Origin of the sequence: Devosia oryzisoli (genome assembly GCF_014837245.1) — a bacterium.
In the GTDB taxonomy this organism is placed as follows: domain Bacteria; phylum Pseudomonadota; class Alphaproteobacteria; order Rhizobiales; family Devosiaceae; genus Devosia; species Devosia oryzisoli.
The window spans coordinates 278,678-301,020 of sequence record NZ_JACYFU010000002.1 but is presented as its reverse complement, the minus strand read 5'-3'; the positions used below and the strand labels follow the sequence as shown (position 1 = coordinate 301,020).

General features: G+C 67.8%; 21 protein-coding genes. 9 read left to right on the top strand and 12 right to left on the bottom strand.

Annotated features, from left to right (window positions below; translation table 11 throughout):
* Positions 1 to 53 precede the first annotated feature (53 nt).
* Genes IC608_RS08040 through IC608_RS08020 form a run of 5 tightly spaced genes read left to right on the top strand, consistent with a single transcriptional unit; the run spans position 54 to position 5,704 of the window.
* Entirely contained in the window at positions 54 to 1,013 is a 960-nt protein-coding gene (locus IC608_RS08040; protein WP_191774324.1) for an ABC transporter permease, read from the top strand.
* The gene (locus tag IC608_RS08035; RefSeq protein ID WP_191774322.1) at positions 1,013 to 1,852 is read left to right on the top strand and encodes an ABC transporter permease; all 840 of its coding nucleotides are present in this window, start codon (positions 1,013 to 1,015) and stop codon (positions 1,850 to 1,852) included. The genes IC608_RS08040 and IC608_RS08035 overlap by 1 nt, the downstream gene beginning before the upstream one ends.
* Entirely contained in the window at positions 1,849 to 3,579 is a 1,731-nt protein-coding gene (locus tag IC608_RS08030; RefSeq protein ID WP_191774320.1) for an ABC transporter ATP-binding protein, read from the top strand. Before IC608_RS08035 ends, IC608_RS08030 begins: the two co-directional genes overlap by 4 nt.
* Positions 3,576 to 4,577 (top strand): serine hydrolase domain-containing protein, encoded by a 1,002-nt coding sequence (locus tag IC608_RS08025; RefSeq protein ID WP_191774318.1) that lies wholly within the window; start codon positions 3,576 to 3,578, stop codon positions 4,575 to 4,577. Before IC608_RS08030 ends, IC608_RS08025 begins: the two co-directional genes overlap by 4 nt.
* A gap of 11 nt (positions 4,578 to 4,588) precedes the next feature.
* Positions 4,589 to 5,704, top strand: a complete 1,116-nt coding sequence (locus IC608_RS08020; protein WP_191774316.1) for an anhydro-N-acetylmuramic acid kinase — start codon at positions 4,589 to 4,591, stop codon at positions 5,702 to 5,704.
* Here the strand turns inward: IC608_RS08020 and IC608_RS08015 are convergent.
* Positions 5,701 to 6,618 carry an AraC family transcriptional regulator gene (locus tag IC608_RS08015; protein WP_191774314.1) on the bottom strand — a complete coding sequence of 306 codons (918 nt, stop codon included), beginning with the start codon at positions 6,616 to 6,618 and terminating at the stop codon, positions 5,701 to 5,703. The genes IC608_RS08020 and IC608_RS08015 overlap by 4 nt on opposite strands.
* A 97-nt stretch (positions 6,619 to 6,715) precedes the next feature.
* Here IC608_RS08015 and IC608_RS08010 point away from each other — a divergent pair, with 97 nt between their 5' ends.
* The gene (locus IC608_RS08010; protein WP_191774312.1) at positions 6,716 to 7,474 is read left to right on the top strand and encodes an SDR family oxidoreductase; all 759 of its coding nucleotides are present in this window, start codon (positions 6,716 to 6,718) and stop codon (positions 7,472 to 7,474) included.
* A gap of 141 nt (positions 7,475 to 7,615) precedes the next feature.
* Here IC608_RS08010 and IC608_RS08005 read toward each other — a convergent pair whose 3' ends face one another.
* The gene (locus IC608_RS08005; RefSeq protein WP_191774310.1) at positions 7,616 to 8,041 is read right to left on the bottom strand and encodes a GNAT family N-acetyltransferase; all 426 of its coding nucleotides are present in this window, start codon (positions 8,039 to 8,041) and stop codon (positions 7,616 to 7,618) included.
* A gap of 192 nt (positions 8,042 to 8,233) precedes the next feature.
* On the opposite strand from IC608_RS08005, the gene IC608_RS08000 reads away from it, so the two are divergent.
* The gene (locus IC608_RS08000; protein WP_191774308.1) at positions 8,234 to 10,675 is read left to right on the top strand and encodes an EAL domain-containing protein; all 2,442 of its coding nucleotides are present in this window, start codon (positions 8,234 to 8,236) and stop codon (positions 10,673 to 10,675) included.
* Between the two features lie 7 nt (positions 10,676 to 10,682).
* Here IC608_RS08000 and IC608_RS07995 read toward each other — a convergent pair whose 3' ends face one another.
* From IC608_RS07995 to IC608_RS07950, 10 genes are all read right to left on the bottom strand, one after another.
* Positions 10,683 to 11,459: an SDR family NAD(P)-dependent oxidoreductase gene (locus IC608_RS07995; RefSeq protein WP_191774306.1), complete on the bottom strand. Its 777-nt coding sequence runs from the start codon at positions 11,457 to 11,459 to the stop codon at positions 10,683 to 10,685.
* A 2-nt stretch (positions 11,460 to 11,461) separates the two neighbouring features.
* Positions 11,462 to 12,232, bottom strand: a complete 771-nt coding sequence (gene cobM, locus IC608_RS07990) for a precorrin-4 C(11)-methyltransferase (RefSeq protein WP_191774304.1) — start codon at positions 12,230 to 12,232, stop codon at positions 11,462 to 11,464.
* Positions 12,233 to 12,359: 127 nt separating this feature from the next.
* A complete protein-coding gene (gene cbiE, locus IC608_RS07985; protein ID WP_191774302.1) occupies positions 12,360 to 13,571 on the bottom strand; it encodes a precorrin-6y C5,15-methyltransferase (decarboxylating) subunit CbiE in 1,212 nt (403 codons plus the stop codon).
* 241 nt (positions 13,572 to 13,812) lie between these two features.
* Entirely contained in the window at positions 13,813 to 14,568 is a 756-nt protein-coding gene (locus IC608_RS07980) for a precorrin-3B C(17)-methyltransferase (protein WP_191774300.1), read from the bottom strand.
* Positions 14,565 to 15,290, bottom strand: a complete 726-nt coding sequence (locus IC608_RS07975; RefSeq protein WP_345890866.1) for a precorrin-2 C(20)-methyltransferase — start codon at positions 15,288 to 15,290, stop codon at positions 14,565 to 14,567. The genes IC608_RS07980 and IC608_RS07975 overlap by 4 nt, the downstream gene beginning before the upstream one ends.
* Complete coding sequence (locus IC608_RS07970) at positions 15,287 to 15,919, bottom strand: precorrin-8X methylmutase (protein WP_191774299.1); 633 nt, start codon at positions 15,917 to 15,919, stop codon at positions 15,287 to 15,289. The genes IC608_RS07975 and IC608_RS07970 overlap by 4 nt, the downstream gene beginning before the upstream one ends.
* Positions 15,916 to 17,277, bottom strand: coding sequence for a precorrin-3B synthase (cobG, locus tag IC608_RS07965; RefSeq protein WP_191774297.1), 1,362 nt, complete (start codon positions 17,275 to 17,277; stop codon positions 15,916 to 15,918). Before cobG ends, IC608_RS07970 begins: the two co-directional genes overlap by 4 nt.
* A 120-nt stretch (positions 17,278 to 17,397) precedes the next feature.
* The gene (cobF, locus tag IC608_RS07960) at positions 17,398 to 18,123 is read right to left on the bottom strand and encodes a precorrin-6A synthase (deacetylating) (protein WP_191774295.1); all 726 of its coding nucleotides are present in this window, start codon (positions 18,121 to 18,123) and stop codon (positions 17,398 to 17,400) included.
* Entirely contained in the window at positions 18,120 to 18,440 is a 321-nt protein-coding gene (locus IC608_RS07955; protein WP_191774293.1) for an ArsR/SmtB family transcription factor, read from the bottom strand. The genes cobF and IC608_RS07955 overlap by 4 nt, the downstream gene beginning before the upstream one ends.
* Positions 18,441 to 18,480: 40 nt before the next feature.
* Positions 18,481 to 19,503, bottom strand: coding sequence for a LacI family DNA-binding transcriptional regulator (locus IC608_RS07950; protein ID WP_345890865.1), 1,023 nt, complete (start codon positions 19,501 to 19,503; stop codon positions 18,481 to 18,483).
* A gap of 211 nt (positions 19,504 to 19,714) precedes the next feature.
* Between IC608_RS07950 and IC608_RS07945 the strand changes: the two genes are divergently transcribed.
* Together IC608_RS07945 and IC608_RS07940 are read left to right on the top strand one after the other, a co-directional pair.
* Positions 19,715 to 21,256 (top strand): sugar ABC transporter ATP-binding protein, encoded by a 1,542-nt coding sequence (locus tag IC608_RS07945; RefSeq protein ID WP_191774291.1) that lies wholly within the window; start codon positions 19,715 to 19,717, stop codon positions 21,254 to 21,256.
* A complete protein-coding gene (locus IC608_RS07940) occupies positions 21,237 to 22,241 on the top strand; it encodes an ABC transporter permease (RefSeq protein ID WP_191774289.1) in 1,005 nt (334 codons plus the stop codon). The genes IC608_RS07945 and IC608_RS07940 overlap by 20 nt, the downstream gene beginning before the upstream one ends.
* Positions 22,242 to 22,343 lie beyond the last annotated feature (102 nt).

Here is a 22,343-nt window from a genome sequence, read left to right as displayed (position 1 = left end):
TTTAGCGGGGCGGGCCGCCGGCCCGTCCCGACCTTTCGGGACGACCCACCCTCATGTCCTACCTGGCGCGGCGGCTGCTGACGTTCCCCCTGATCCTGCTGGGCGTATCCCTGCTGGTCTTCTTTTCCATCCGGCTCATTCCGGGCGACGCCATCACGGCCATGCTCGGCACCGAGGCCGGCCTGCTGACGCCCGCCCAGAGGCAGGCGCTCGCGGCCTATTTCGGCATCGATCAACCGGTGGTGGTCCAGTATGGCCGCTGGCTGACGGGCCTGTTGCGCGGCGACCTCGGCGTTTCGGTGACCTATGGGCGGCCGGTGCTCGACGTGATCCTCGAGCGTTTTCCGCTGACGCTGGAACTGGCGCTGCTCTCGATGCTGATTGCGCTCGCCGTCGGTGTCCCCGCCGGCGTCCTGGCCGCGACGCGCAAGGAGAAGGCGAGCGACGTGGGTATCCGCGTTCTCGCCATGTTGGGGCAATCGACCCCCAATTTCGTGGTGGGTCTGCTCATCATCTACATCTTGTCCGTCTATTTCGGTTTCATCCCCGCCATGGGCGCCTTCACGTCGCTCTGGGTGGACCCTTTTGCCAATCTGGGACAGCTGATCTTTCCGGCCATTACGCTCGGCTTTGCCTTCGCCGCCTCGGTGACGCGCATCTCGCGCTCGGCCATGCTCGATGTGCTCAGCGACGACTATATCCGCACGGCCCGCTCGAAGGGGGCGCCGGGGCGCAGCGTCATCTGGCACCATGCCTTGCCCAATGCGCTCATCCCGGTGGTGACGCTGAGCGGCGTGGAGTTCGGCTATCTCTTGGGCGGCGCGGTGATCGTGGAGCAAATCTTTGCCCTGCCGGGGCTGGGCCGGCTGACGCTGGACGCCATCGCGCAGCGCGACTATGCGCTGGTGCAGGGGAGCGTCCTGTTCATTGCGTTCAACTTCCTGATCGTGAACCTTCTCGTCGATCTCGCCTATGCGGCGCTCGATCCGCGCATCCGGCTCGGAGCGCGCTGATGCAAATCTGGAGAGCCATCCTTGCGCATCCGACCGGCCGCATCGGCGCCGCCATTATCGGGCTCTACATCCTCCTGGCCCTGCTCGGGGCGGTGGGGCTGACGCCGCACGACCCGCTGCAGCAGTTTCGCATCGACCGCCTGAAGCCCCCCAGCGGCACCTACTGGATGGGCACCGACCTCTTCGGACGCGACACGGCGAGCCGCCTCATGGTGGGGATCGGGCAATCCTTCATCATCGCCTTCGCCTCGGTGGGGCTTGCGGCGCTGGCGGGCAGCATCATCGGCCTGCTCGCCGGGTGGTGGGGCGGGGTGGCCGATGGCGTCCTGATGCGCATCATGGACGTGTTGCTCTCGTTCCCGGCGATCCTTCTGGCGCTGCTGATCATCGCCATCGTGGGGCCGGGAACATTCACCAGCGTCGCGGCCATCGCCATCGTCTATACCCCCATCTTCGCCCGGGTCGTGCGCGGGCCGACCCTGTCGCTCAAGCGGCGCGAATTCGTCGATGCGGCGCGCACCTTCGGCAGTTCGCAGCGCTATATCCTCTCCCACCATCTGCTGCTCAACCTCGTGGCGCCGCTGACCGTGCAGGTGACGCTGGCGCTGGCCTGGGCCTTGCTGACGGAGGCGGGGCTGAGCTTTCTGGGGCTGGGTACGCAGCCGCCGGCGCCCTCGCTCGGGCTGATGATGAGCGAGGCGCGCAATCTGATGCAGCAGGCGCCCTGGCTGCTCGCCTTTCCGGGCCTCACCATCATGCTCGGCATCCTCGGCTTCAATCTCTTCGGCGACGCGCTGCGCGACATTCTCGACCCGCGCAGCCAGGAGCGCTCGTCATGAGCCGGCTGCTGTCTGTCCGCGATCTTCGGGTGGGGTTTGGCCGGCGCCCCGAGGCGGCGCCCGTGGTCAAGGGCGTCAGCTTCGACCTCGAGGCGGGCGAGACGCTCGCCATCGTGGGGGAAAGCGGTTCGGGCAAATCGGTCACGGCGCTTTCGGTCAATCGCCTCGTCGATTTTGGCGGCGGCCGGATCGTGGCGGGCGACATGGCGTTTACGCGCGCCGATGGCTCGGTGCTCGACCTGCGGCAGGCGCGGGGCCGGGACCTCAACCGCATACGTGGGCGCGAGATCAGCATGATCTTCCAGGAGCCGATGACCTCGCTCAACCCGGTGCACACGATCGGGGCGCAGATCGAGGAGGCGTTCCGGCTGAGCCGAGGCCTGCGCGGGGCGGCGGCGCACAAGGCGGCGCTCGAGGCGCTGGAGCGGGTGCGCATTCCGGACGCTGAAACGCGGCTGCGCTACTACCCGCATCAGCTTTCCGGCGGCATGCGGCAGCGCGTGATGATCGCCATGGCCCTGGCCGGCAATCCGCGGCTGCTGATTGCCGACGAACCGACAACGGCGCTCGATGTGACGGTGCAGGCCCAGATCATGGCGCTGCTGGCCGAACTCAAGGCCCAGCTGGGCATGGCGATGATCTTCATCACCCACGATATCGGCCTTGTGGCGGGCGTTGCCGACAAGGTGCTGGTGATGCAGGACGGCGTGGCGGTGGAGCAGGGGGCGCTCGACCAGGTGCTCGATGCGCCGCAGCACGCCTACACCCAGCACCTGCTCAGGGCCGTGCCGCATTTTTCCGGCGGCCGGGCGGTGCGCGACGATGCCCCTCAGGCGGGGGCGCGCCATGCCATCGTGGCGGTGCGGGATCTGTCGGTGCGCTTTCCCTTCGGCCGGAGCGTGTTCGGCCGGTCGGCGGGGGCGATCCATGCCGTGGAAGGGGTCGGCTTCGATATCGTGCGGGGCGAGACGCTGGCCATTGTGGGCGAGAGCGGTTCGGGCAAATCCACCACCGCCCGCGCCATGCTGGGGCTGGTGGATGTGCATCGTGGCCGGATCGAAACCAGCGACGCAGAGAGCCGCCGGCCGGTGCAGATGGTGTTCCAGGACCCGTTCGCCTCGCTCAATCCGCGCATGACGGTGGACAGCATTCTGGCTGAACCCGCCATCGCGGCCGGGCGAAAGCAGGACGCCGAACTGCGCGAGCGCATGCTGTTCCTCCTGGGCAAGGTGGGACTGGCCGAGGACGCGCTCCTGCGCTACCCGCACCAGTTTTCCGGCGGGCAGCGGCAAAGGCTGTGCATTGCCCGCGCGCTGATGCTCAACCCCGATGTCGTGGTGCTGGACGAGGCGGTGTCGGCGCTGGACGTGTCGGTGCAGGCGAAGGTGCTCGACCTGCTGGTCGACCTGCAGGAAGAATTCGGGCTCGCCTATCTGTTCATCTCGCACGACATGGCCGTGGTGGAGCGCATCGCGCACCGGGTGGCGGTGATGTATGCCGGGGAGATCGTGGAGATCGGCAGCGCCCGCAACGTGCTGGGCCAGCCGCAGCACAGCTATACCAAGCGCCTGATCGCGGCGGTGCCGGGGATCGAACTTCGGCGCCAGCACTATGCGCTGGACAGTTCCGCCGTGCCCTCGCTGGTGCGCGAGCGCGGCTACGAGCCGCCCGAGGCGCGCTGGCGGGATCTCGGTAATGACCACCGCGTGCGGTTGGAGGACGAATGAGCTTGCAGGTAAAGTTTGACCGGGCTTTTGGCCCGGTGCAGCAGGCGGTCGCGGCGGGGCGCATTCCGGGGGCGGTGCTCGGGATCATCGACAAGGACGGCACGCGGGTGACCCGCGCGCTGGGTCAGGCGCAGAAGGTGCCCCAGGAGCGGCCGATGTCGGAGGGGACCTGGTTCGACCTGGCGTCCCTGACCAAGGTGCTGTTCACGACGCCGACCATCCTTCGGCTGGCGGAAGAGGGGCGGCTGGACCTCGATGCCCCGCTGACCAGCGCCATTCCTGATTTTGCGCAGTACAATCCGGACAACTGGCAGCGGAAGATCACGTTTCGGCAGTGCCTGGGGCACCAGACGCCGTTTCCCGGGGTATTTCCGCTCTATACCTACGGCACCGATCCGAACCAGTTGCGGCACTTCGTGCTCCAGCGCGACTGGCCGGGGGGGCCGGCGGTCTATTCCGACATCAACTTCATCCTCCTCGGCATCGCCATCGAGCGGCTGGCGGGGCAGACCATCCGGCACATCGATCCGGGGCCAGGCTTCGCCTGGTCGGCCGATCCGGCGCAAGCGGCGGCAACGGAACTGGACGCCTGGCGCGGCCGGATGATCGTGGGCGAGGTGCACGACGAGAACTGCGCGGCGCTAGAGGGTTCGGGACATGCGGGGCTGTTTGGCACGGTCGCCTCGGTGCTCGATTTCGCTTTAGCCGTGCTCAATGCCGATGACGTGTCTGCGTCCAGCATCGCGCTGATGCGCACGCCGCTCTCGGGACGCCGGACGCATGGCTGGGAGCGGCCCTATATCGGCTGGTCGGGCGGGGAACGCTGCTCGACCGACACCATCGGCCATACCGGCTTTACCGGCACGGGGCTGTGGATCGACTTCGCGGCCGGGCGGGCCTGGACGCTACTGACCAACCGGGTGCACCCCACCCGCCATTTCGACAGCGGCATTTTCGAGCTGCGGCGCGCCGTCGGCGACGCCATCAATTCCCACTGAGGATTTCGCGCATGGACCCCATCTGGACCATTGGCCTCATGACCGGCACGGTGCTGGACGGCAATATCGACATCGCCATGATCCGCACCGATGGCGAAACCATCGACCGCTTTGGACCCTATACGCTGGCGCCCTATAGCGCCGAGATCCGGGCGCTGCTGGAAGAAACGCTGGCGGCGGCGCGAGCCTGGAATTTCGAGGGCGCCGACCCGGCGATCTTCGCCGAGGCGGAACGGGCGCTGACCGAGGCGCAATCGGAGGCGGTGCTCAAATTCGTCGCCGATGCGGGCATGACGATGGCCGAGATCGGCGCGGTGGGCTTTCATGGACAATCGGTGCTGCACCGGGCGCCGCAGCCGGACCGCATCGGAGCGACGCGCCAGCTGGGCGACGGGCTGCTCATGCACGACATTCTGGACGTGCCCATCGTCTACGATTTCCGCAGTGCCGATGTGCGCGCGGGCGGGCAGGGGGCGCCGCTCGCGGCAGCCTACCACCAGGCGCTGTTGCGCAAGCTCGACGCCAGGGGTGATGTAGCCGTGCTCAATCTGGGCGGGGTGGCCAATGTCACCTGGTGGGACGGCGCGGACACGCTGATCGCCTTCGACACGGGGCCGGCCAATGCGCCCATCAACGACTTCGTCAAGGCGCGCGGGCAGGGTGATATGGACCGCGACGGGGCGCTGGCGCTGAAAGGCACGGTGGACGAGGCGCGGCTGGCCGAGCTGCTCAAGCACCCGTATCTGACGGCGCCGCCGCCAAAGTCGCTCGACCGTTTCGACTTCTCGGCCGCCATGGCCGACGGGCTCGACCTTGAAACCGGGGCAGCGACGCTGACGGCCTTTACCGCCAGCGCCGTGGGTAAGGCGCTGGACCTGCTGCCGCAGCGGCCGAAGAAGCTGATCGTCTCGGGCGGCGGACGGCACAACCCTGCGCTGATGCGGATGCTGGGCGAGCGCGCGGGCGTCGAGGCGGTGGATGCCGACGCTATCGGGTGGCGCGGCGATGCCATCGAGGCCGAATGCTTCGCCTTCCTTGCGGTGCGCGTGCTGCGCGGGCTGCCGACCAGTTTTCCGACGACGACCGGCGCGCCGGAGCCCATGTCGGGCGGGCTGGTGGTTCGCTAGGCCGCGCTGGCGGCGTTGGCGCTGCGCCAATGCGTCCGGGCATAGGCAGCCGGCGGGATGCCGACCTGCCGGGTGAAGGCGACGCTGAACGTGCTCGAGGAGCTGTAGCCGACACGCTGCGCGACTTCGCTCACGCTGACGGCCTCGCCGCGCAACAGGTCCTTGGCCAGTGTCATGCGCCACCCCAGCAGATATTCCATCGGCGCCACACCGACTTCGCGGCGGAAGCGAGTGAAGAAGGAGGAGCGCGAGAGCGCCGCTTCCCGTGCTAGGTCACCAATGGTCCAGGGATGGGACGGCTCGGCATGGATGCGGCGCAGTGCTGCCGCGAGTCGCCCATCGCCAAGGCCGCGGATCAGCCCGGGCGGCGCGGTCGGCCCGGTGGTCGCGCGGAACGCCTCGATCAGCAGCACTTCGAGGAGACGGGCCAGCACCGCGTCGCGGCCGGGCCGGCCGGCGCGGGTTTCCTCGCTCAGCAATTCGACCAACGTCGTCAACCGGCGCTCGCCCCGCACAACCACGAGCTTGGGCAAAAGCGAAACCAGCAGCGCGGCGTCGCTCGATCCGAACGAGCAATGCCCGATCAGCATGCGCACGTCGGGAGTGCCGGGCTCGCCCAGGTGAAATTCGCCCGGACGCTGTTCCACGGGCTCGTCGAGATGCCCTGCGGGGGGCGCGACCAGGCTGGTCATGGTGAACTCGTGCGAGGCCGGGATCAGGACGAAATCGCCCCGGCTGAGCCGCAGCGGTTCATGCCCCACGATGGAGAGCTCGCCCTCGCCCTCGAGCATGGCGCCGTAGAAGGGTTCGGCGCCGGGAGGGCGCACGGCCCAGCGGCCCGCCGCGGTCACCAGCTTGGAAAAGGAGGCGTTCGGCCGGAGCAGACCGATCACTTGCGCCAGGGGGTCACTCAAATCTGGACTATCTCCAATGATCAGCGGACTTTGACGCGTAGCACGTCCAGTAGTGGAAGGCTATCTCTCCGGTATCGATCCCTTCAGGAGATATTTCATGAACAGCGTCTTCATCACGGGTTGCTCGACCGGCTTTGGCCGCGAGACGGCCGCTTATTTCCTCGAGCAGGGATGGTCCGTCGTGGCGACCATGCGCGACCCGGCGGCCAACACGCTGCCGCCATCGGACCGGCTCCGGGTACTGCCGCTCGATGTCACGGATGCAAAGAGCATTGCGGCCGCGACCGCCGCGGCCGGCCCCATCGACGTGCTCGTCAACAATGCGGGCGTGGGTTGGCTCAATGCCGTGGAAGGCACGTCCATGGACACGGTGCGCCGGATTTTCGAGGCCAACACGTTCGCGATGGTCGCCATGATGCAGGCGGTGCTCCCCGGCATGCGGGCGCGGGGCGCCGGCGTCATCGTCAACGTCGGGTCGAGCACCACCATCAAGCCCTTGCCGCTGCTGTCGATCTACCGAGCCAGCAAGGCGGCCGTGAATGCCCTGACCGAGTCTGCGGACCTGGAACTGGCCCAGTTCGGGATCCGCGCCCGCGTGGTGCTGCCCGGGTCCGCGCCAACGACAAATTTCGGTACGACCGCGCGGGCACAGATCGCGGCGAGCGGCGGCTTTCCCGAACCCTATGCCGGCTTTGTCCAGGAGACCATGCAGGGCATGCAGCGCCATGCTTCGGGCGGCGCGGTGACGACGGCGCAGGATGTGGCCAAGGCCGTGTTCCGCGCCGCGACTGATCCCGATTGCCCGATGCTGCTGCCCGCCGGGGCCGATGCCATCGCCTGGTCCGAAGGGCGCTGAGCAACTGCTGCTTGGTGAGGCGGGGGCGGTACGCCCCCGCCCTTCGAGACGCCGCAGTGCGGCTCCTCAGGATGAGGGCCGGTGAGGGGGCGGGCCGTGCCTAGCAAAACCAAAAAATGCCAGGCACGGAGTGGCGCCGGCTCAGACGGGTGCGAGGGGTTTTTGCAGGAAGGTTCGGGTGCGGCCCCTGGGGAAGTCGGGGAGGGCGCCGAAAGGGGTGTATCCGGCGCGCTGGTAGACCTTGAGGGCGGTGGGGTTGAAGGTGTCGATATAGGCGCCGTGGCAGGTGCGGCGACGGGCTTCGGTTTCGGCCATGTCGAGCATGCGGCCGGCCCAGCCGGCGCCGCGTTGGGTTTCCGCGAGCCAGAGCCACTGGATGTAGAGCCAGCCCCAGGCGGTGTAGGCGGAAAGGCCGCCGACGATGACGCCGTCGTCGTCGCGCAGCACGATGGCGAGGGGCAGGCGGTCGGCGGGGCCGACATCGGCGGTGTTGAAGGCGGTGAGGCTCTCACCGATGGCGGTGAGTTCCTGTTCGGTGGGTGTGGCGGTGAGCGTGATCTGGACCATGCCGCCTTATAGACCAGACAGAGGCGTCTTGCTCGCTCTCAGCGAGTGTCGCGCAATGGCCGGAGGGATACCAGCGGCCGGTTCCTGTTGGAGTTCCGCCTGGTCCGACCTGTCAAATGCGCGAAGGGCCATAACGAATGTGAAAGGGGCCCGCCTTAAGCTGGGCAATCACCTTTCGTAGGATGCCTTCCCGTGAGTCTTGTCGACTTCTTCTTTCACGGGCACGATCTGCGGTTCGTGCTCCTGGCGGCCGCGGTCTGCCTGGTTTCGGCATATGCCTGCATTACCCTGATGCGGCATGCCAAACGGGCCACCGGGCGGATGCAGAAAGTCTGGATCGGGATTTCCGCGCTCGCGGTCGGGTTCGGCATCTGGGCAACCCACTTCGTCGCCATGCTGTCGTTTCGCCCGGGCTTTGCCCTCAGCTACGACATCGGCCTCACGGCCCTGTCACTGCTGATGGCCATCGTCCTCTGTGGCGCGGGTATCGGTCTTGCCATCTGGGGCGGCAAGTCAGTCGACCGGCTGCTGGGCGGCGCGGTCATCGGCGTCGGCATTTCGTCCATGCACTATGTCGGCATCGCCGCGCTCGTACTGGGGGGAAACCTCGAGTGGAACGGCGGGCTGGTCGGTGTCTCCATCCTTTCAGGCCTGGTGCTGTCGAGCTTTGCCGTCAGGGCCGGACTCGGAACCGGGCGCTATCGCGTGCCGATTGCCGTGGGCCTTCTGACGGTCGCCATCTGTGCCATGCACTTCACGGCGATGGGCGCAGCCGACTTCAGCCGCTGTTTCCCCATCGTCGCCAGTGGTTCGCAGGTCGACGGGACGCTGATGTCGCTGGCCGTTGCCCTCATCTCGTTCCTGATCGTGGCGGCCGCCGTGGGCGGCGCCGTGCTGGACGAAGCGGACCGGCGGCGCACCGAGCGGGAACGTGAGCGCGAGCGCCACGATGCAGCCCGCCTCGACGAGATGCGATCGCGCCTCGAGCTCGCGCTGGCCCATATGGAACAGGGGCTGGCCCTGTTCGGGCCCGACCAGCGCGTGCTGCTGCACAACCAGAAGTGGGTGCAACTGCTGGGCTTTCCGGCCGATGCCGTGGTCGAGGGCGAGCATATCGGCGATCTCTGCCGCGCGGCCATCGAGCATCTGGGCAGCCACGGCGTCGATCTTGACCGGGCCGCAGGCGAGATGTGTGCGCACCACCTGGCCACGGTGCAGGCCGGTGGCGGCACCACCACGCACAGCTTCGGGCATGATGCCGCCCTACGCATCCAGCACAGCCCCACCGGGGATGGCAGCTGGGTCACGACCATCGAAGACATTTCCGAAAGCAAGCGCAACGAGGCGGCCATCGCCCACCTGGCCCAGCACGACGCGCTGACGGGCCTGGCCAATCGCGCCCGCTTCAACCAGCTGTTCGACGCGGCCTTGGCGGCCGCCGAGAACGGTGACGACAATCTGGCGGTCATCCAGATCGATCTCGACCGGTTCAAGGAAGTCAACGACAGCTATGGCCATGCCGCCGGCGACGAAGTGTTGCGGCGCATGGCGGAGCGGCTGACGGCGGGGCTCAGGGAAGGGGAGGTGGTCGCGCGGCTGGGGGGCGACGAATTTGCCGCGCTCAAACCCTTCACCAGCATGGATAGCCTGCGCGACTTCCTCAAGCGCATCGAGGCGGCGGTGTTTGGGCAGGTCACCTACCAGGGCGTGATGGTCAATACCGGCGGCAGCATCGGGGTGGCGATCTATCCCGACGATGGGGCCGATCGGTCCAAGCTGCTCAACAATGCCGACCTCGCCATGTATCGGGCCAAGGCGGAGTTCGACACGCGCATCTGCTACTATGAACGCGAGATGGACGAACATGCCCGGCAGCGCCGGGCGATGGCGCACGATCTGTGGGTCGCGCTCGAAAAGGATGCCTTCGACCTCGTCTACCAGGTGCAAAAATCGGTCTCGACCGGCGAGGTGACGGGTTACGAGGTATTGCTGCGCTGGGACCGGCCGGGGCATGGACTGGTATCGCCGACCGACTTCATCCCGCTGGCCGAGGAAACAGGCTCGATCGGCCCCATCGGCGCCTGGGTGCTCAAGACTGCGTGCCTGGAGGCTGCGAGCTGGCCCGAGCCCTACAAGATCGCGGTCAATGTTTCCGGCCTGCAGCTGGCGCAGCTCGAACTGGTGGATTTGGTGCGCATGGTGCTGTTCCAGTCGGGCCTCGAGCCCGAGCGGCTTGAACTGGAGGTGACGGAAACGGCGATCATCGCCGACAAGAAGCGCGCGCTCTATGTGCTGCGCCAGATCAAGGCTATGGGCGTATCCATCGCCATCGACGATTTCGGCACCGGCTATTCCTCGCTCGACACCTTGCGCAGCTTCCCCTTCGACAAGATCAAGCTCGACCGCTCCTTCATGGTCGAGGTGGAGACCAACGAGCAGTCCAAAGCGATCATCCGCGCCATCCTGGCGCTAGGGCGGAGTCTGTCGGTTCCGGTTCTGGCCGAGGGCGTCGAGACGCACGCGCAGCTCGACGTGTTGCGCGACGAAGGCTGCAACGAGGCGCAGGGGTTCTTGCTGGGCCGCCCCGGCAACATTGACTGGGCGGACCTGCTGGACCCGCCGCTCAGCGCCTGAGGCGGGCTCAGGGCATCAGCATGCCGCCATTGACCTCGATGGTCTGGCCGATGATGTAGCCCGAAAGGCTCTTGCAGGCGAGAAAGAGGTAGGCGCCGACGCAATCTTCGGCGACGCCGAGGCGCCCCTGCGGCACGGTGGCGAGCTGCGCCTTGAGCTGGGCCTCGGTGGAATAGCGCTCGTGGAACGGCGTCTCGATGACGCCCGGCGCCACGGCGTTGACGCGGATGCCGAAGGGGATGAACTCCTTGGCCATGCCGCGCGTGACATTGGCGATGAAGGCCTTCGAGGAGCCGTAGAGCCCGGCGCCGCCGCTGGCGCCGTTGCGCGCGGCAATCGAGGTGGTGTTGATGACGAAGCCGCCGCCGGCGCTCTTGAGGTGCGGGATGGCGGCGCGCGTGGCGGCCAGCACGGAGCGGCCATTGAGGTCCATGACGGCGTCGTAGTGCGCGTCGGTCATCTCGGCATAGGCAAGGCGCGCGACCATGCCGCCGGCATTGTTGATGAGGCCGTCGAGCCTGCCGAAGGCGGTGGCGGTGTCTTCGACGGCGCGGGCGATTTCACCCGATTTCGAGGCGTCGGCACGCACGAGGTGCGCCTTGCCGCCGGCCGCTTCGACGGCTTCGGCGACCGCTTCGGCCGGACCCTGGCTGGAATTGTAGTGCACGCCCACCATGGCGCCCTGCGCGCCGAACGCCTTGGCGAGCGCAGCGCCGATGCCGGTGGAGGCGCCGGTGATGAGGACGGACTTGTTTTTCAGCTCAGGCAGGACGATGCCGGTCATGGTCAGTCTCCCATTGTGTCGCGGCCGCGGAAGCGGCGCTGGTAATCGGTGTCGTAAAGGGCGCTTTCCCGGAAATCGGCAGCGCTCAGCCCCCGGCCAACAAAGATGATGGCGGTCCGTTCCACGGGCGTTGCGGCGAATTTGGCCGCGATGTCGGCCAAAGTGCCGTGCAGCACCATCTCGTCGGGCCAGCTGGCGCGGGCGACGATGGCAACCGCGCAATCGGCGCCGTAGAGCGGGGTGAGTTCGGCCACGACGCGGTCGAGCGCGTGGATGGCGAGGTGGATGGCGAGCGTCGCGCCGGTGGCGCCGAAGGCGGCGAGGGTTTCACCCTCGGGCATGGGCGACGCGCGGCCGGACACGCGGGTGAGGACAAGGCTCTGCGCCTCCCCCGGAATGGTGAGTTCGCGCCCGATGGCGGCGGCGGCGGCGGCAAAGGCGGGCACGCCGGGGGTGAGCGTATAGGGAATACCGAGCCGGTCCAGCCGGCGCATCTGTTCGGCCACCGCGCTCCAAACCGACAGATCGCCCGAATGGAGGCGCGCCACGTCCTCGCCGGCGGCGTGGGCCTTTGCGTATTCGGCTTCGATCTCGTTGAGCGAGAACGGGGCGGTGTCGACGAGCCGCGCGCCGGGCGGGCACCAGGCCAGCATCTCGCGCGGCACGATGGAGCCGGCGTAAAGGCAGACCGGGCAGCGGGCGAGGAGATCGCGGCCGCGCACGGTGATGAGATCGGCCGCGCCGGGGCCGGCACCGATGAAATGGACGGTCATAAGATGCCTCGGAGGAGAGGAGCGCAGGACGGAGGTTGAAGGTCCCATGGCCCCCACCCTCGGTCCCTCCCCACGAGGGGGAGGGAGGCGATAGTTGGAAAGGCCTCGACTAAGGCATTGGCAAAGATCATGGCTTGCTCCAGCGCCATTGGGTGATCGGCATGGCGGGGCGCCAGCCGGTCATACTGCCGACCGGTTCGGCGCGGGAGACGGCGATGCGGGTGAGGTCACCGCCGTGGCTGGCGTGGAGGGCGAGGAGCACCTGCTCCATTTCGAGTGTCACGGCATTGGCCACCAGCCGACCGCCGGGGCGCAGGGCGGCAAGGGCCGCCTCCATGACGCCCGGTTCGGAGCCGCCGCCGCCCACGAAGATGGCGTCGGGTGGTTCGAGATCGGCAAGGGCCTGGGGCGCGCGGCCTTCGACGATGCGGAGGCCCGGCACGCCGCAGGCGGCGGCGTTGTGGGCGATGCGGGCGGCGCGCCCGGAGTGGGCCTCGATGGCGATGGTGCGCAGCGATGGATCCGCCAGCATCCACTCGATGCCGACAGAGCCCGAGCCGGCGCCAATGTCCCAGAGCGTCTCGTGGCGGCGCGGGGCGAGGGCGGAGAGGGTGAGGGCGCGGATGTCGCGCTTGGTGATCTGCCCGTCATGGGCAAAGAGCGCGTCGTCGAGCCCCGGCGTCAGCGGCAAGATGCGCGCCCCGGGCAGGGGGACGACGGTGACGGCGCAGATATTGAGCGGATCGATGTCGGTGAGGGCGAAGAGTTCGGCCATCTGCGAGCGGGTGCGTTCGCGCGGGCCGCCCAGCGCTTCGAGCACGGTGACGATGGAGCGGCCGAACCCGGCTTCTGTGAGGAGGGCGGCTAGAACGGCCGGACCGGTTTCGTCGGAGGTGAGCGCCAAGATGCGCGCGGCGGGGTGGAGGTGCGGCCGGATGAGATCGAGGGGGAGGCCATGGAGCGAGAGGCAGACGACGTCCTGCAACGGCCAGCCCAGGCGGGCGGCGGCAAGGCTGAAGGACGAGGGGTGCGGCAAGACGCGCATTTCGGCTGGATCGACGCGGCGCGCGAGGGTGGCGCCGACGCCGTAGTGGAATGGGTCGCCCGAAGCGAGGACGCAGACGCGGCGGCCCTTGTGGGCGAGGATGGCGTCGATGTTGGTTGGGAAGGGGGAGACCCAGGGGTGACGTTCGCCGGTGATGGCAGCGGCGGCAAGCTCGAGGTGACGGGCGCCGCCGAAGACGATCTCGGCAGCGCTGAGAGCGGTGCGGGCGGCGGGCGAGAGGCCGTCGAGGCCATCCTCGCCGATGCCGATGATGGTGAGCCAGGGGTCAGTCATTGTGTGGTCGGGGAGTGTGGGACCCCCACCCTCGGTCCCTCCCCACAAGGGGGAGGGAGGCGGGAAGGCGGAGCGAACTGCATCGAGGCTCTCGGCCCCCCCCTCCCGGCCTCCCCCGCGAGGGCGGAGGAGTGGGGGTGGTGGGTTTGGCGGGAGGGTGCCACGAGCGCAATTGGGCTCCCTCCCCCCTTGCAGGGAGGGTCGGGGTGGGGGGATGGGAGGCACGAAGACGTTGAGAGCATCACGTGCCGGTGCTCCGCGGGGAATAGATCAGGGGATCGCGGCCGGGGCGGTCGATGATGCGGGTTTCGGGGGAGCCGATGATGACGCAGGTGGCCATATCGGCGGGGTGGCTGTCGGCTTCGCCCAGGGGGATGACGGCGAAGGCTTCGTCGGGGCGGCCAATGGCACGGCCGAAGATGACGGGGGTGGTGACGGGCAGGACCTCACGCAGGATGCGGAAGGCGGTGGCCAACTGCCAGGGGCGGGCCTTGGAGATGGGATTGTAGAGCGCGATCACGAGGCCCGCTTCGGCCACGGCGCGCAGGCGCTTTTCGATGACATCCCAGGGCTTGAGATTGTCCGACAGGGAAATGGCGCAGAAATCGTGGCCGAGTGGAGCGCCGGCGCGGGCGGCGACGGCGAGCATGGCGGTGACGCCGGGCAGGATGGTGACCTCGAGGCGCCGCCAGGTTTCGGGGCCATGCTCGATGGCCTCGCAGACCGCGGCGGCCATGGCAAAGACGCCCGGATCGCCGCCCGAGACCACGCAGACATCGGCACCGCGCGCCGCGGCGTCGAGCGCAGCCTTGGAGCGGTCCAGCTCCTCGCGATTGTCGGAGGCCATGCGCGTCTGGTCGGGTCGCAGGTCGAGGCGGTCGAGATAGGGGCCGTAGCCGAAAAAGAGTTCTGCGCGGGCGATGGCGGCACTGGCCTCCGGCGTCATCTGCCCGGGATTGCCGGGGCCTGTGCCGATGACGGTGAGGCGCCCGCTCATGGCCGCGTGCTCCAGCCGGGGACCAGCAGCAGCGAGAAATAAGGGGCCGTGTCATCGGTCTTGTCGGCGAGCGGCATCGAGAACCCGCCGGCGGTGGTGCCGCGCTCGACATAGACGGTGCCCTCGAGGCGGCCTGCATCGGCCAGCGCGGCGCGCACCTTGGGCAGGTTGCGGCCCAGTTTCATGATGACGGCGCCATCGGTGGCGCACAGGCGCTGTGTGAGATCTTCGCGGGCGAGCGTGCCGGGCAGGATGGTGAGGATGTCGTCGCCCTGCACCAGCGGCAGGCCGGCCGCGGACCAGCAGCCCGACATGGCCGTGATGCCGGGGATGACCTCGGTGGGAAAGCGCGGCGCGAGGCGGAGGTGAAGGTGCATGTAGCTGCCATAGAACAGCGGATCGCCCTCGGACAGCACGGCGACGGAGCGGCCGGCCTCGAGATGGGCGGCGATACGTTCGGCAGCTTCCGCGTAAAAGGCCGCAATCTGGCTCTTGTAGTCGCCATGGCGGCGGTCGATTTCGGTGGTCACCGGATAATCGAGCGCCTCCTCGATCTGGCCGGGACGGAAATGGCCGGCGGCAATGGCGCGCGCATTGCTCGGATTGCCGCGCTTGGCGAAGTAGGCGACGACGTCGGCACCCGCGATGGCGCGCACGGCCTTGAGCGTCAAAAGCTCCGGGTCGCCCGGGCCGGTGCCGACACCAAAGAGAGTGCCGCTCACAGCCCGGACCTCGCCAGCGCGTTGAGGCAGGCGGCGGTGACGGCACTGCCGCCGAGCCGCCCGCGCACGATGGCGTAGGGCACGCCATAGGAGTTTTCGGCTAGCGCGTCCTTCGATTCGGCGGCGCCGACAAAGCCGACGGGCATGCCAAGGATGGCGGCGGGTTTGGGCGCGCCATCGCGCAGGAGTTCGAGCAGGTGAAAGAGGGCCGTGGGCGCGTTGCCAATGGCCACTACGGCGCCGGCGAGGTGTTCGGCCCAGAGATCGAGCGCGGCGGCCGAGCGGGTGTTGCCGATGCGGGCGGCGATATCGGGCGTACGCGCGTCGCGCAGGGTGCAAATGACGGGGTTTTGGGCGGGGAGACGGGCGGCCGTGACGCCACGGGCGACCATTTCCGCATCGCAAAGGATGGATGCGCCAGCGTTGAGCGCCGTGCGCGCGGCCGCGACGAAGCCGGGGCCGAAAATGAAGTGCTCGGCGGCCTCGACCATGCCGGCGGCGTGGATCATGCGCACGGCGAGTTCGGCTTCGGGGTCGGAGAAGCGCGATAGATCGGCTTCGGCGCGAATGGTGGCGAAGGACTGCCGATAGATGGCATCGCCGTCCTTGATGTAGTCGTAATGCGTCATCGGGCGTCCTGCCGGGCGGTGAGGGCGGGGACCAGCCCGGCCTCGTCGAGGATTGCTTGAGGCGTATCGCCCGCGCGGCCGCCGATGACAAGACCGATTTCCCCGGGGCGTCCGACGAGCGTCACATCGGCCGGCCGCGGATGGGCGCAGCCCTTGGGGCAGCCCGAGACATGCAGGTGCTGCCCGGGCGGCAGATGCGGCGCGAGCGCTGCGGCAATGCGGCGGGCGGCGATGTGGCCCGAGGCGCAACCGTCGCTGCCGATGCAGGCGGAGACGCGGCGGCGCGGATCGGCGGGATCGGTGATGAAGCCGAGGGCGGCGACGTCGGTGATGAGGTCAGCGGTGGCGTTGTCGAGGAGGAGTGTGTGGTCGGGCGCGAGGCGGATCGTGGTGAGGCCGGATTGTGTGGCGCGGTCGGCAAGGGCGATGAGGGCGGTGCCGGGCATCTGGCCGAAGGGCAGGGTGAGGGGGGTGGTGTGGCCATTGAGGGTTTGGAGCGTGGGGCTCCACCCCTCCCTCGGTCCCTCTCCATCGAGGGGAGGGAGGGGCAGGGTTGGGGGCGGGGTGGGCCCGTTGCGGGGTTCGAGCGTGGGGCTCCCCCCCTCCCGGCCTCCCCCGCGAGGGGGGAGGGGCGGCGTTGGGGGTGTGGCTCGATCCGGGGTGGTCACTGGCTCGGCTCCCTCCCCCTGGTGGGGAGGGGTGGGGTGGGGGGCGCCTGGGCTGGAAGCGGGAAAAAGGTCGGTGGCGCGGGCGTCGGGACCGAGGGCGGCGAGGGCGCTGAGGGTGGCGAGGGTGGTGGCGATAGCGGTGGGCTGGTCCATCGTCTGCGGCTTGCTGCCGCCGAGGGATACGAGCCAGCGGTCGCTGCCCAGCGCGAGGAGGCGGATGTCGGCCTTGAGGGGGGCGAGCGAAATCTGGCCGCTGCCATCGATGACGACGCTGACCTTGGGGCCGAGTTGGTCTGCCAGGGGCGCGGCGCCGTCTCGGATGGCCTGGGCGAGGGGGCGGGGGTCGGCGATCTCCTGCGGATCATCGCCGGCCAGGGGAGAGAGATCGACGACGAGGCCGCTTTCGATGGGCAGGCTTTGGCGAATAGTGGCGGCGAAAAGGGGGGCGCTTTGTTGGGTGAGGCCGCGCAACTGGAGGTTGCCGCGGGCGGTGACTTCGACAAGGCCGTTGCCGCAGGCGATGGCGAGGGTCGCGACGTCGCGCAGCTGGGCGGGGGACAGCCGATTGCCGGGGATGCGGAGGCGCGCGAGGAGGCCGTCGCCGGTCTGCATGGGCGCATCGAGCGTGGGGCAGGCGCCGCGTCGGCTGGGGGTGATTGTAGCAGTGACGCTGGAGGATTGATCGTCCACGGTGTCATCCCCGCGCAAGCGGGGACCTCCGTTTGGGGCAACAGGGTTTCCCGCTTTCGCGGGAATGACTCTGTGGGCGAGGGAACATGGGGATGGTTTAGCAGGCGGGGCGCGGAGACACTACTGCCGCTTGCGCAGGAGGTACGTGTCCATGATCCAGCCGTGGCGGGCGCGAGCTTCGGCGCGGGTGGTGACGATCTGGTCGGCGACGTCGCCGAGGCGCCCGGAGATGAGGAGCTGGTCGGGGGTGCCCAGATACGCGCCCCAGAAGATGTCGAGGTCCGGGTCGGCGTCGCGGAAGGCGAGGCGCCCGTCGAGCATGACGATGGTGTCGGTTTCGATGGGGCCAAGCTGGCGGGCGGGGGTGATCAGCACCGGTTCGCCGATGCGGTTGAGGGCGATGCCATGCGCGGCGGTGAGGGCCTGGATGGCGGTGATGCCGGGAATGACTTCGATGCGGAACGGCGCCTCGACGCGCTCGAGGATGCGCAGGGTGGAATCGTAGAGGCCCGGATCGCCCCAGACGAGGAAGGCGCCGGTGCCGTCTTCGGGGACCTCGGCAATGAGATCGGCGAAGATGCGCGCGAGGGCGTTGTGCCAGTCCTCGACGCCCTGGCCATAATCGGCGTTGGCCGCATCGCGGCGGGGGACAGCATAGCCGACAAGGTGCGGCGCGCCAGTGACGAAGCGGTCGATGATGGCGCGTCGGACATCGGCGAGGTCGGCTTTGGTGGCGCCCTTGTCGGGCACGAACAGCACATCGGCGCGGTTGAGGGCGTCTATGGCGGCGATGGTCATGTGGGCGGGGGAGCCGGTGCCGATGCCGATAACGAGGATGGTCTTCAAGAGGCTTTGCTTTCGGGCGGGGCATCCGCTGGGTGGTCATAACCCAGGCGCCGCTCATTAAGCCATTGTTCCGCTTCCCCCAGCGCGGCCGGGTCGATGCGGCAGGTGCGGACGCGGCCCACTTTCTGGGTGCGGACGAGGCCGCTGGTTTCGAGCGTCTGCAGGTGTTGCACAACCGCGGGCAGGGAGATGTCGAAGGGCGCCGCCAGTTCGCTGACGGAGGCCGGACCGTGGCTCAGGCGGTCGAGAATGGCGCGGCGCGTGGGGTCGGCGAGGGCCTGGAACAGCTGGTCCAAGGAAGCGTCTTGGTTAAGCATGAGCTTGAGTATGTTGACTGCGACCACAAGTCAACGCGCACTAGCGCCCGGGGTTCACGCGGGCGACGGAGTTGCGCAGGATCAGTTCGGCGCGCAGCAGGACCTCGCGCGATTTCGGCGTCTCGCCGGCGAGGAGGGCCAGCAGCAGGTCCATGGCGGCTTCACCAATGCGATGGCGCGGCTGCTTCATGGTGGTGAGCGAGGGGGCGACGAAGCTGGCAAAGGAGATGTCGTCAAAGCCCATGATGGAGAACTGGCGCGGCAGTTCGTAATTGCGGGCGCTGAGCGAGATGATGACGCCGAGCGCGGTGGCATCGTTGACGCAGAAGAAGGCGGTGGGCAGGGCATCGCGCACGAACATCAGTTCGGTGGCGGCGCGGCCGCTCTCGGTGGTGCCGTCGCCATCGATGATGAGGCGCGGATCGGCAGTGAGGCCGGCGCCGGCAAGGGCGGCGAGATAGCCCTGCTCGCGGCGGCTGTTGATCTCGCGATTGTTGGCGCGCCCGACAAAGGCGATGCGGCGATGGCCCTGCGAGATCAGATGCTCGGTGGCGACGCGGGCGCCCTCGAAATTGTCGACGCCGACGAAGGGCACATCGCTGCCCGGAACCGGTTCGTTGACGGCGACCATGGCCGGCAGCTTGGCCGCGTCCTGTCCGACGCCATAGGGGAGGTGGCCAGTAAAGAGGATAAGGCCGTCGGCCTGGTTGGAACTGATGAAGCGCAGGTAATCGGTTTCGCGGCTGGGATCGTTCTGGGTGTTGCCGATGAGGACGCCGTAGCCGCGCTTGCTGGCCTCGGTTTCGAGGCCGACCAGGATGTTGGAAAAGTTCGGATCACCGACGTCGGGCGCCAGGATCAGGATCATGTTGGAGCGCCGCATGCGCAGCGACCGGGCCATGGCATTGGTGGTGTAGCCGGTGCGGGCGACGGCGTCGGCGACGCGCTTGCGCGTGGCGTCCGCCACCTTGGTGGGCTCGTTCATGGCGCGGCTGACCGTGGCGATGGAGACCCCGGCCATGGCGGCGACATCTTCGATCGTGGCCAGTTTCTGCTGCTGCACCTAAGGCTCCGCCCCCTGCGCGCAGCCGGTTCCGCAGCGACGCGCCTCCGCCCTAGCAGAAGCCGTCTCCTCCGACACGGCGCATGCCAAAGGCATATACGGTTATCCCCCTTTGTAAACCTTTACATGAACCATGAAAACCTTTACATCGACTCTGGAACGCAGCACTCGGCAACAGACCGGGCAGCGTTCACGGGGAGGGGACTTGTCGATGAGCGATCCGCAGGACAGTGCTGTCCGGCCCATCCTGGCGGCGCATCGTATCTCCAAGTCCTTCGGCGAAATTCCGGTGCTGTTCAGTATCGATTTCGACGTCAGGCCGGGCGAGGTTCACGCCATCATTGGTGAGAACGGCGCGGGCAAGTCGACCCTCATCAAGATTCTCTCCGGGATCGAGCAGCCGACCTCCGGCACCATCGAATATGACGGGCAGACCGTAACCTTGCCGCCCAATGGGCAGGCAGAGGCCATGGGCATTGTGCTGATCCACCAGGAACTGAACCTGGCCGAGGATCTGACAGTCGCCGATTCGATTTTTCTGGGTCGCGAACTCAAGCGCTACGGCTTTTTGCAGAGCGGCGAGATGCGGCGCCGGGCGGCGGAAATCCTAGACACGCTGCACGTCCATGTCGATCCGGACGCGCGCATCCGCTCGCTCTCGATCGCCGACAAGCAGATGGTGGAAATCGCCAAGGCGATCAGCCGTGACGCGCGGGTTCTCATCATGGACGAGCCGACGGCGGTGCTCTCGGTGGGCGAAACGCAGACGCTGTTCGACCAGATCCGGCGGCTGACGGCGCGCGGCGTGGCGGTGGTGTTCATCTCGCACAAGCTCGACGAAATCATGCAACTGGCGCAGCGCGTGACGGTGCTGCGCGATGGACAACTGATCGCGACGGTGGGCACCGAGGCGCTGACGCCCGATTCCATTGCCCAGATGATGGTGGGCCGCGAACTGTCGAACCTTTATCCGCCCAAGCACGAGCCCGACGTCGACGCGCCGGTGGTGCTGAGCGTGCGGCACCTGTCGGCGCCGGGCGTCCACGACATTTCCTTCGATCTGCGCAAGGGCGAAATCCTGGGCTTTGCCGGGCTCATCGGGTCGGGCCGCACGGCGATTGCCGAAGCGGTGGTAGGGCTCGCGCGGCGCAGCGAAGGCGAGGTGGAACTCGAGGGCAAACCCGTCAACTTCACCCGCGTGGCTCAATCGGTGGATGCGGGCATCGCCTACATGACCAAGGATCGCAAGGGCAAGGGCCTGCTGCTCAACATGGGCCTGAGGCCGAACCTCACGCTGCTGACGCTGAAAAGGCACCTGCGCATGGGCTTTCTCGACAGCGCCAGCGAGGAGCGGGCGCTGGAGCGCTCGGTGCGGCGCTTCGATATCCGGGCGCGGGACGCTTCGGTCGCGGTGGGGCGGCTTTCAGGCGGCAACCAGCAAAAGCTGATGCTGGGCAAGACCATGGAAAGCGAGCCCGACATCATCATCATGGACGAGCCGACGCGCGGCATCGATGTCGGCACCAAGCAGCAGATCTATCACATCATCGCGGCACTGGCGGCCGAGGGCAAATCGATCATCCTCATCTCCTCGGAGCTGCAGGAGGTGATCGGCCTCAGCCACCGCGTAGCGGTGATCCGCACCGGGCGCCTCGCGGGCGTGCTGGAGGGCGCGGAAATCGCCGAAGAAGAAATCATGCGCTATGCCGCAGGCATCAAACAGGGTGGACACAATGAGCGTATCAGCGCCTGAGGTTCCGGCGAAGCCGGCGCGCGGCATGCGCATCGATTTCAAGACGGTGGGGCCGCTGCTGGCGCTTGTCCTCCTGGTGCTGCTGGGCATTTCGCTCAACGAGAACTTCCTCAGCTACAACAACATCACCAATGTGCTGGCGCGCTCGTCCTTCATCGGCATCATCGCCATCGGCGCGACCTTCGTGATCACTGCCGGCGGGCTCGACCTTTCGGTGGGGTCGATGGCGGCCGTGGTGGCAGGCGTCATGATCATCGTCATGAATGCGCTGATCCCGTCCATGGGCGTGAGCGTCGGCGTGGTGCTGATCGGCATGCTGGCAGGCCTTGCCGTGGGCGGCGCGGCCGGCATCGGCAACGGTCTGATGGTGACGCGCGGCCGCATCGAGGCTTTTATCGTGACGCTGGGCACGATGGGCATCTTCCGCTCGCTGGTGACGTTTCTCGCCGATGGCGGCACGCTCTCGCTCAACTTCAACGTCGCCGACCTCTACCGGCCGGTCTACTACAACGGCATCCTGGGCGTGCCGTGGCCGATCATCGTTTTCGCGCTGGTGGCCATCGGCGGCGAGATCGTCATGCGCCGCACCGCCTTCGGCCGCTATTGCGCCGCTATCGGCTCGAGCGAGCAGGTGTCGCGCTACTCGTCGATCAATGTCGATAACGTCCGGCTCATCACCTACATCGTGCAGGGCATCCTGGTGGGAGTGGCGGTGCTGCTCTACGTGCCGCGCCTCGGCTCGGCGTCGAGCACGACCGGCGTCCTGTGGGAGCTGGAAGCCATTGCGGCGGTGATCATCGGCGGCACCACGCTCAAGGGTGGCTATGGCCGCATCTGGGGCACGGTGGTGGGTGTGATCATCCTCGGGCTGATCGGCAATATCCTCAACCTGCAGAGCTTCATCAGCCCCTATCTCAATGGCGCATTCCAGGGCGTCATCATCATCCTCGCCGTGCTGCTGCAGCGCGGCCGCCGCGCTGCCTGAGGGCGTGTGGCCTAGAACGGGAGCATCAGACCCAAGGAGGACAGGGTCGGGGCTCCGGACAAAGGTTTAACATCGGGCTCTCGTCGAGCCCTTATGGGAGGA

What these genes read in the sequence shown, in the direction of transcription:
- IC608_RS08040 (WP_191774324.1), top strand. Translation starts at nt 54, where the DNA reads ATGTCCTACCTGGCGCGGCGGCTGCTGACGTTCCCCCTGATCCTGCTG.
- IC608_RS08035 (WP_191774322.1), top strand. Translation starts at nt 1,013, where the DNA reads ATGCAAATCTGGAGAGCCATCCTTGCGCATCCGACCGGCCGCATCGGC.
- IC608_RS08030 (WP_191774320.1), top strand. Translation starts at nt 1,849, where the DNA reads ATGAGCCGGCTGCTGTCTGTCCGCGATCTTCGGGTGGGGTTTGGCCGG.
- IC608_RS08025 (WP_191774318.1), top strand. Translation starts at nt 3,576, where the DNA reads ATGAGCTTGCAGGTAAAGTTTGACCGGGCTTTTGGCCCGGTGCAGCAG.
- IC608_RS08020 (WP_191774316.1), top strand. Translation starts at nt 4,589, where the DNA reads ATGGACCCCATCTGGACCATTGGCCTCATGACCGGCACGGTGCTGGAC.
- IC608_RS08010 (WP_191774312.1), top strand. Translation starts at nt 6,716, where the DNA reads ATGAACAGCGTCTTCATCACGGGTTGCTCGACCGGCTTTGGCCGCGAG.
- IC608_RS08005 (WP_191774310.1), bottom strand. Translation starts at nt 8,041, where the DNA reads ATGGTCCAGATCACGCTCACCGCCACACCCACCGAACAGGAACTCACC.
- IC608_RS07995 (WP_191774306.1), bottom strand. Translation starts at nt 11,459, where the DNA reads ATGACCGGCATCGTCCTGCCTGAGCTGAAAAACAAGTCCGTCCTCATC.
- cobM (WP_191774304.1), bottom strand. Translation starts at nt 12,232, where the DNA reads ATGACCGTCCATTTCATCGGTGCCGGCCCCGGCGCGGCCGATCTCATC.
- cbiE (WP_191774302.1), bottom strand. Translation starts at nt 13,571, where the DNA reads ATGACTGACCCCTGGCTCACCATCATCGGCATCGGCGAGGATGGCCTC.
- IC608_RS07980 (WP_191774300.1), bottom strand. Translation starts at nt 14,568, where the DNA reads ATGAGCGGGCGCCTCACCGTCATCGGCACAGGCCCCGGCAATCCCGGG.
- IC608_RS07970 (WP_191774299.1), bottom strand. Translation starts at nt 15,919, where the DNA reads ATGACGCATTACGACTACATCAAGGACGGCGATGCCATCTATCGGCAG.
- IC608_RS07955 (WP_191774293.1), bottom strand. Translation starts at nt 18,440, where the DNA reads ATGCTTAACCAAGACGCTTCCTTGGACCAGCTGTTCCAGGCCCTCGCC.
- IC608_RS07945 (WP_191774291.1), top strand. Translation starts at nt 19,715, where the DNA reads ATGAGCGATCCGCAGGACAGTGCTGTCCGGCCCATCCTGGCGGCGCAT.
- IC608_RS07940 (WP_191774289.1), top strand. Translation starts at nt 21,237, where the DNA reads ATGAGCGTATCAGCGCCTGAGGTTCCGGCGAAGCCGGCGCGCGGCATG.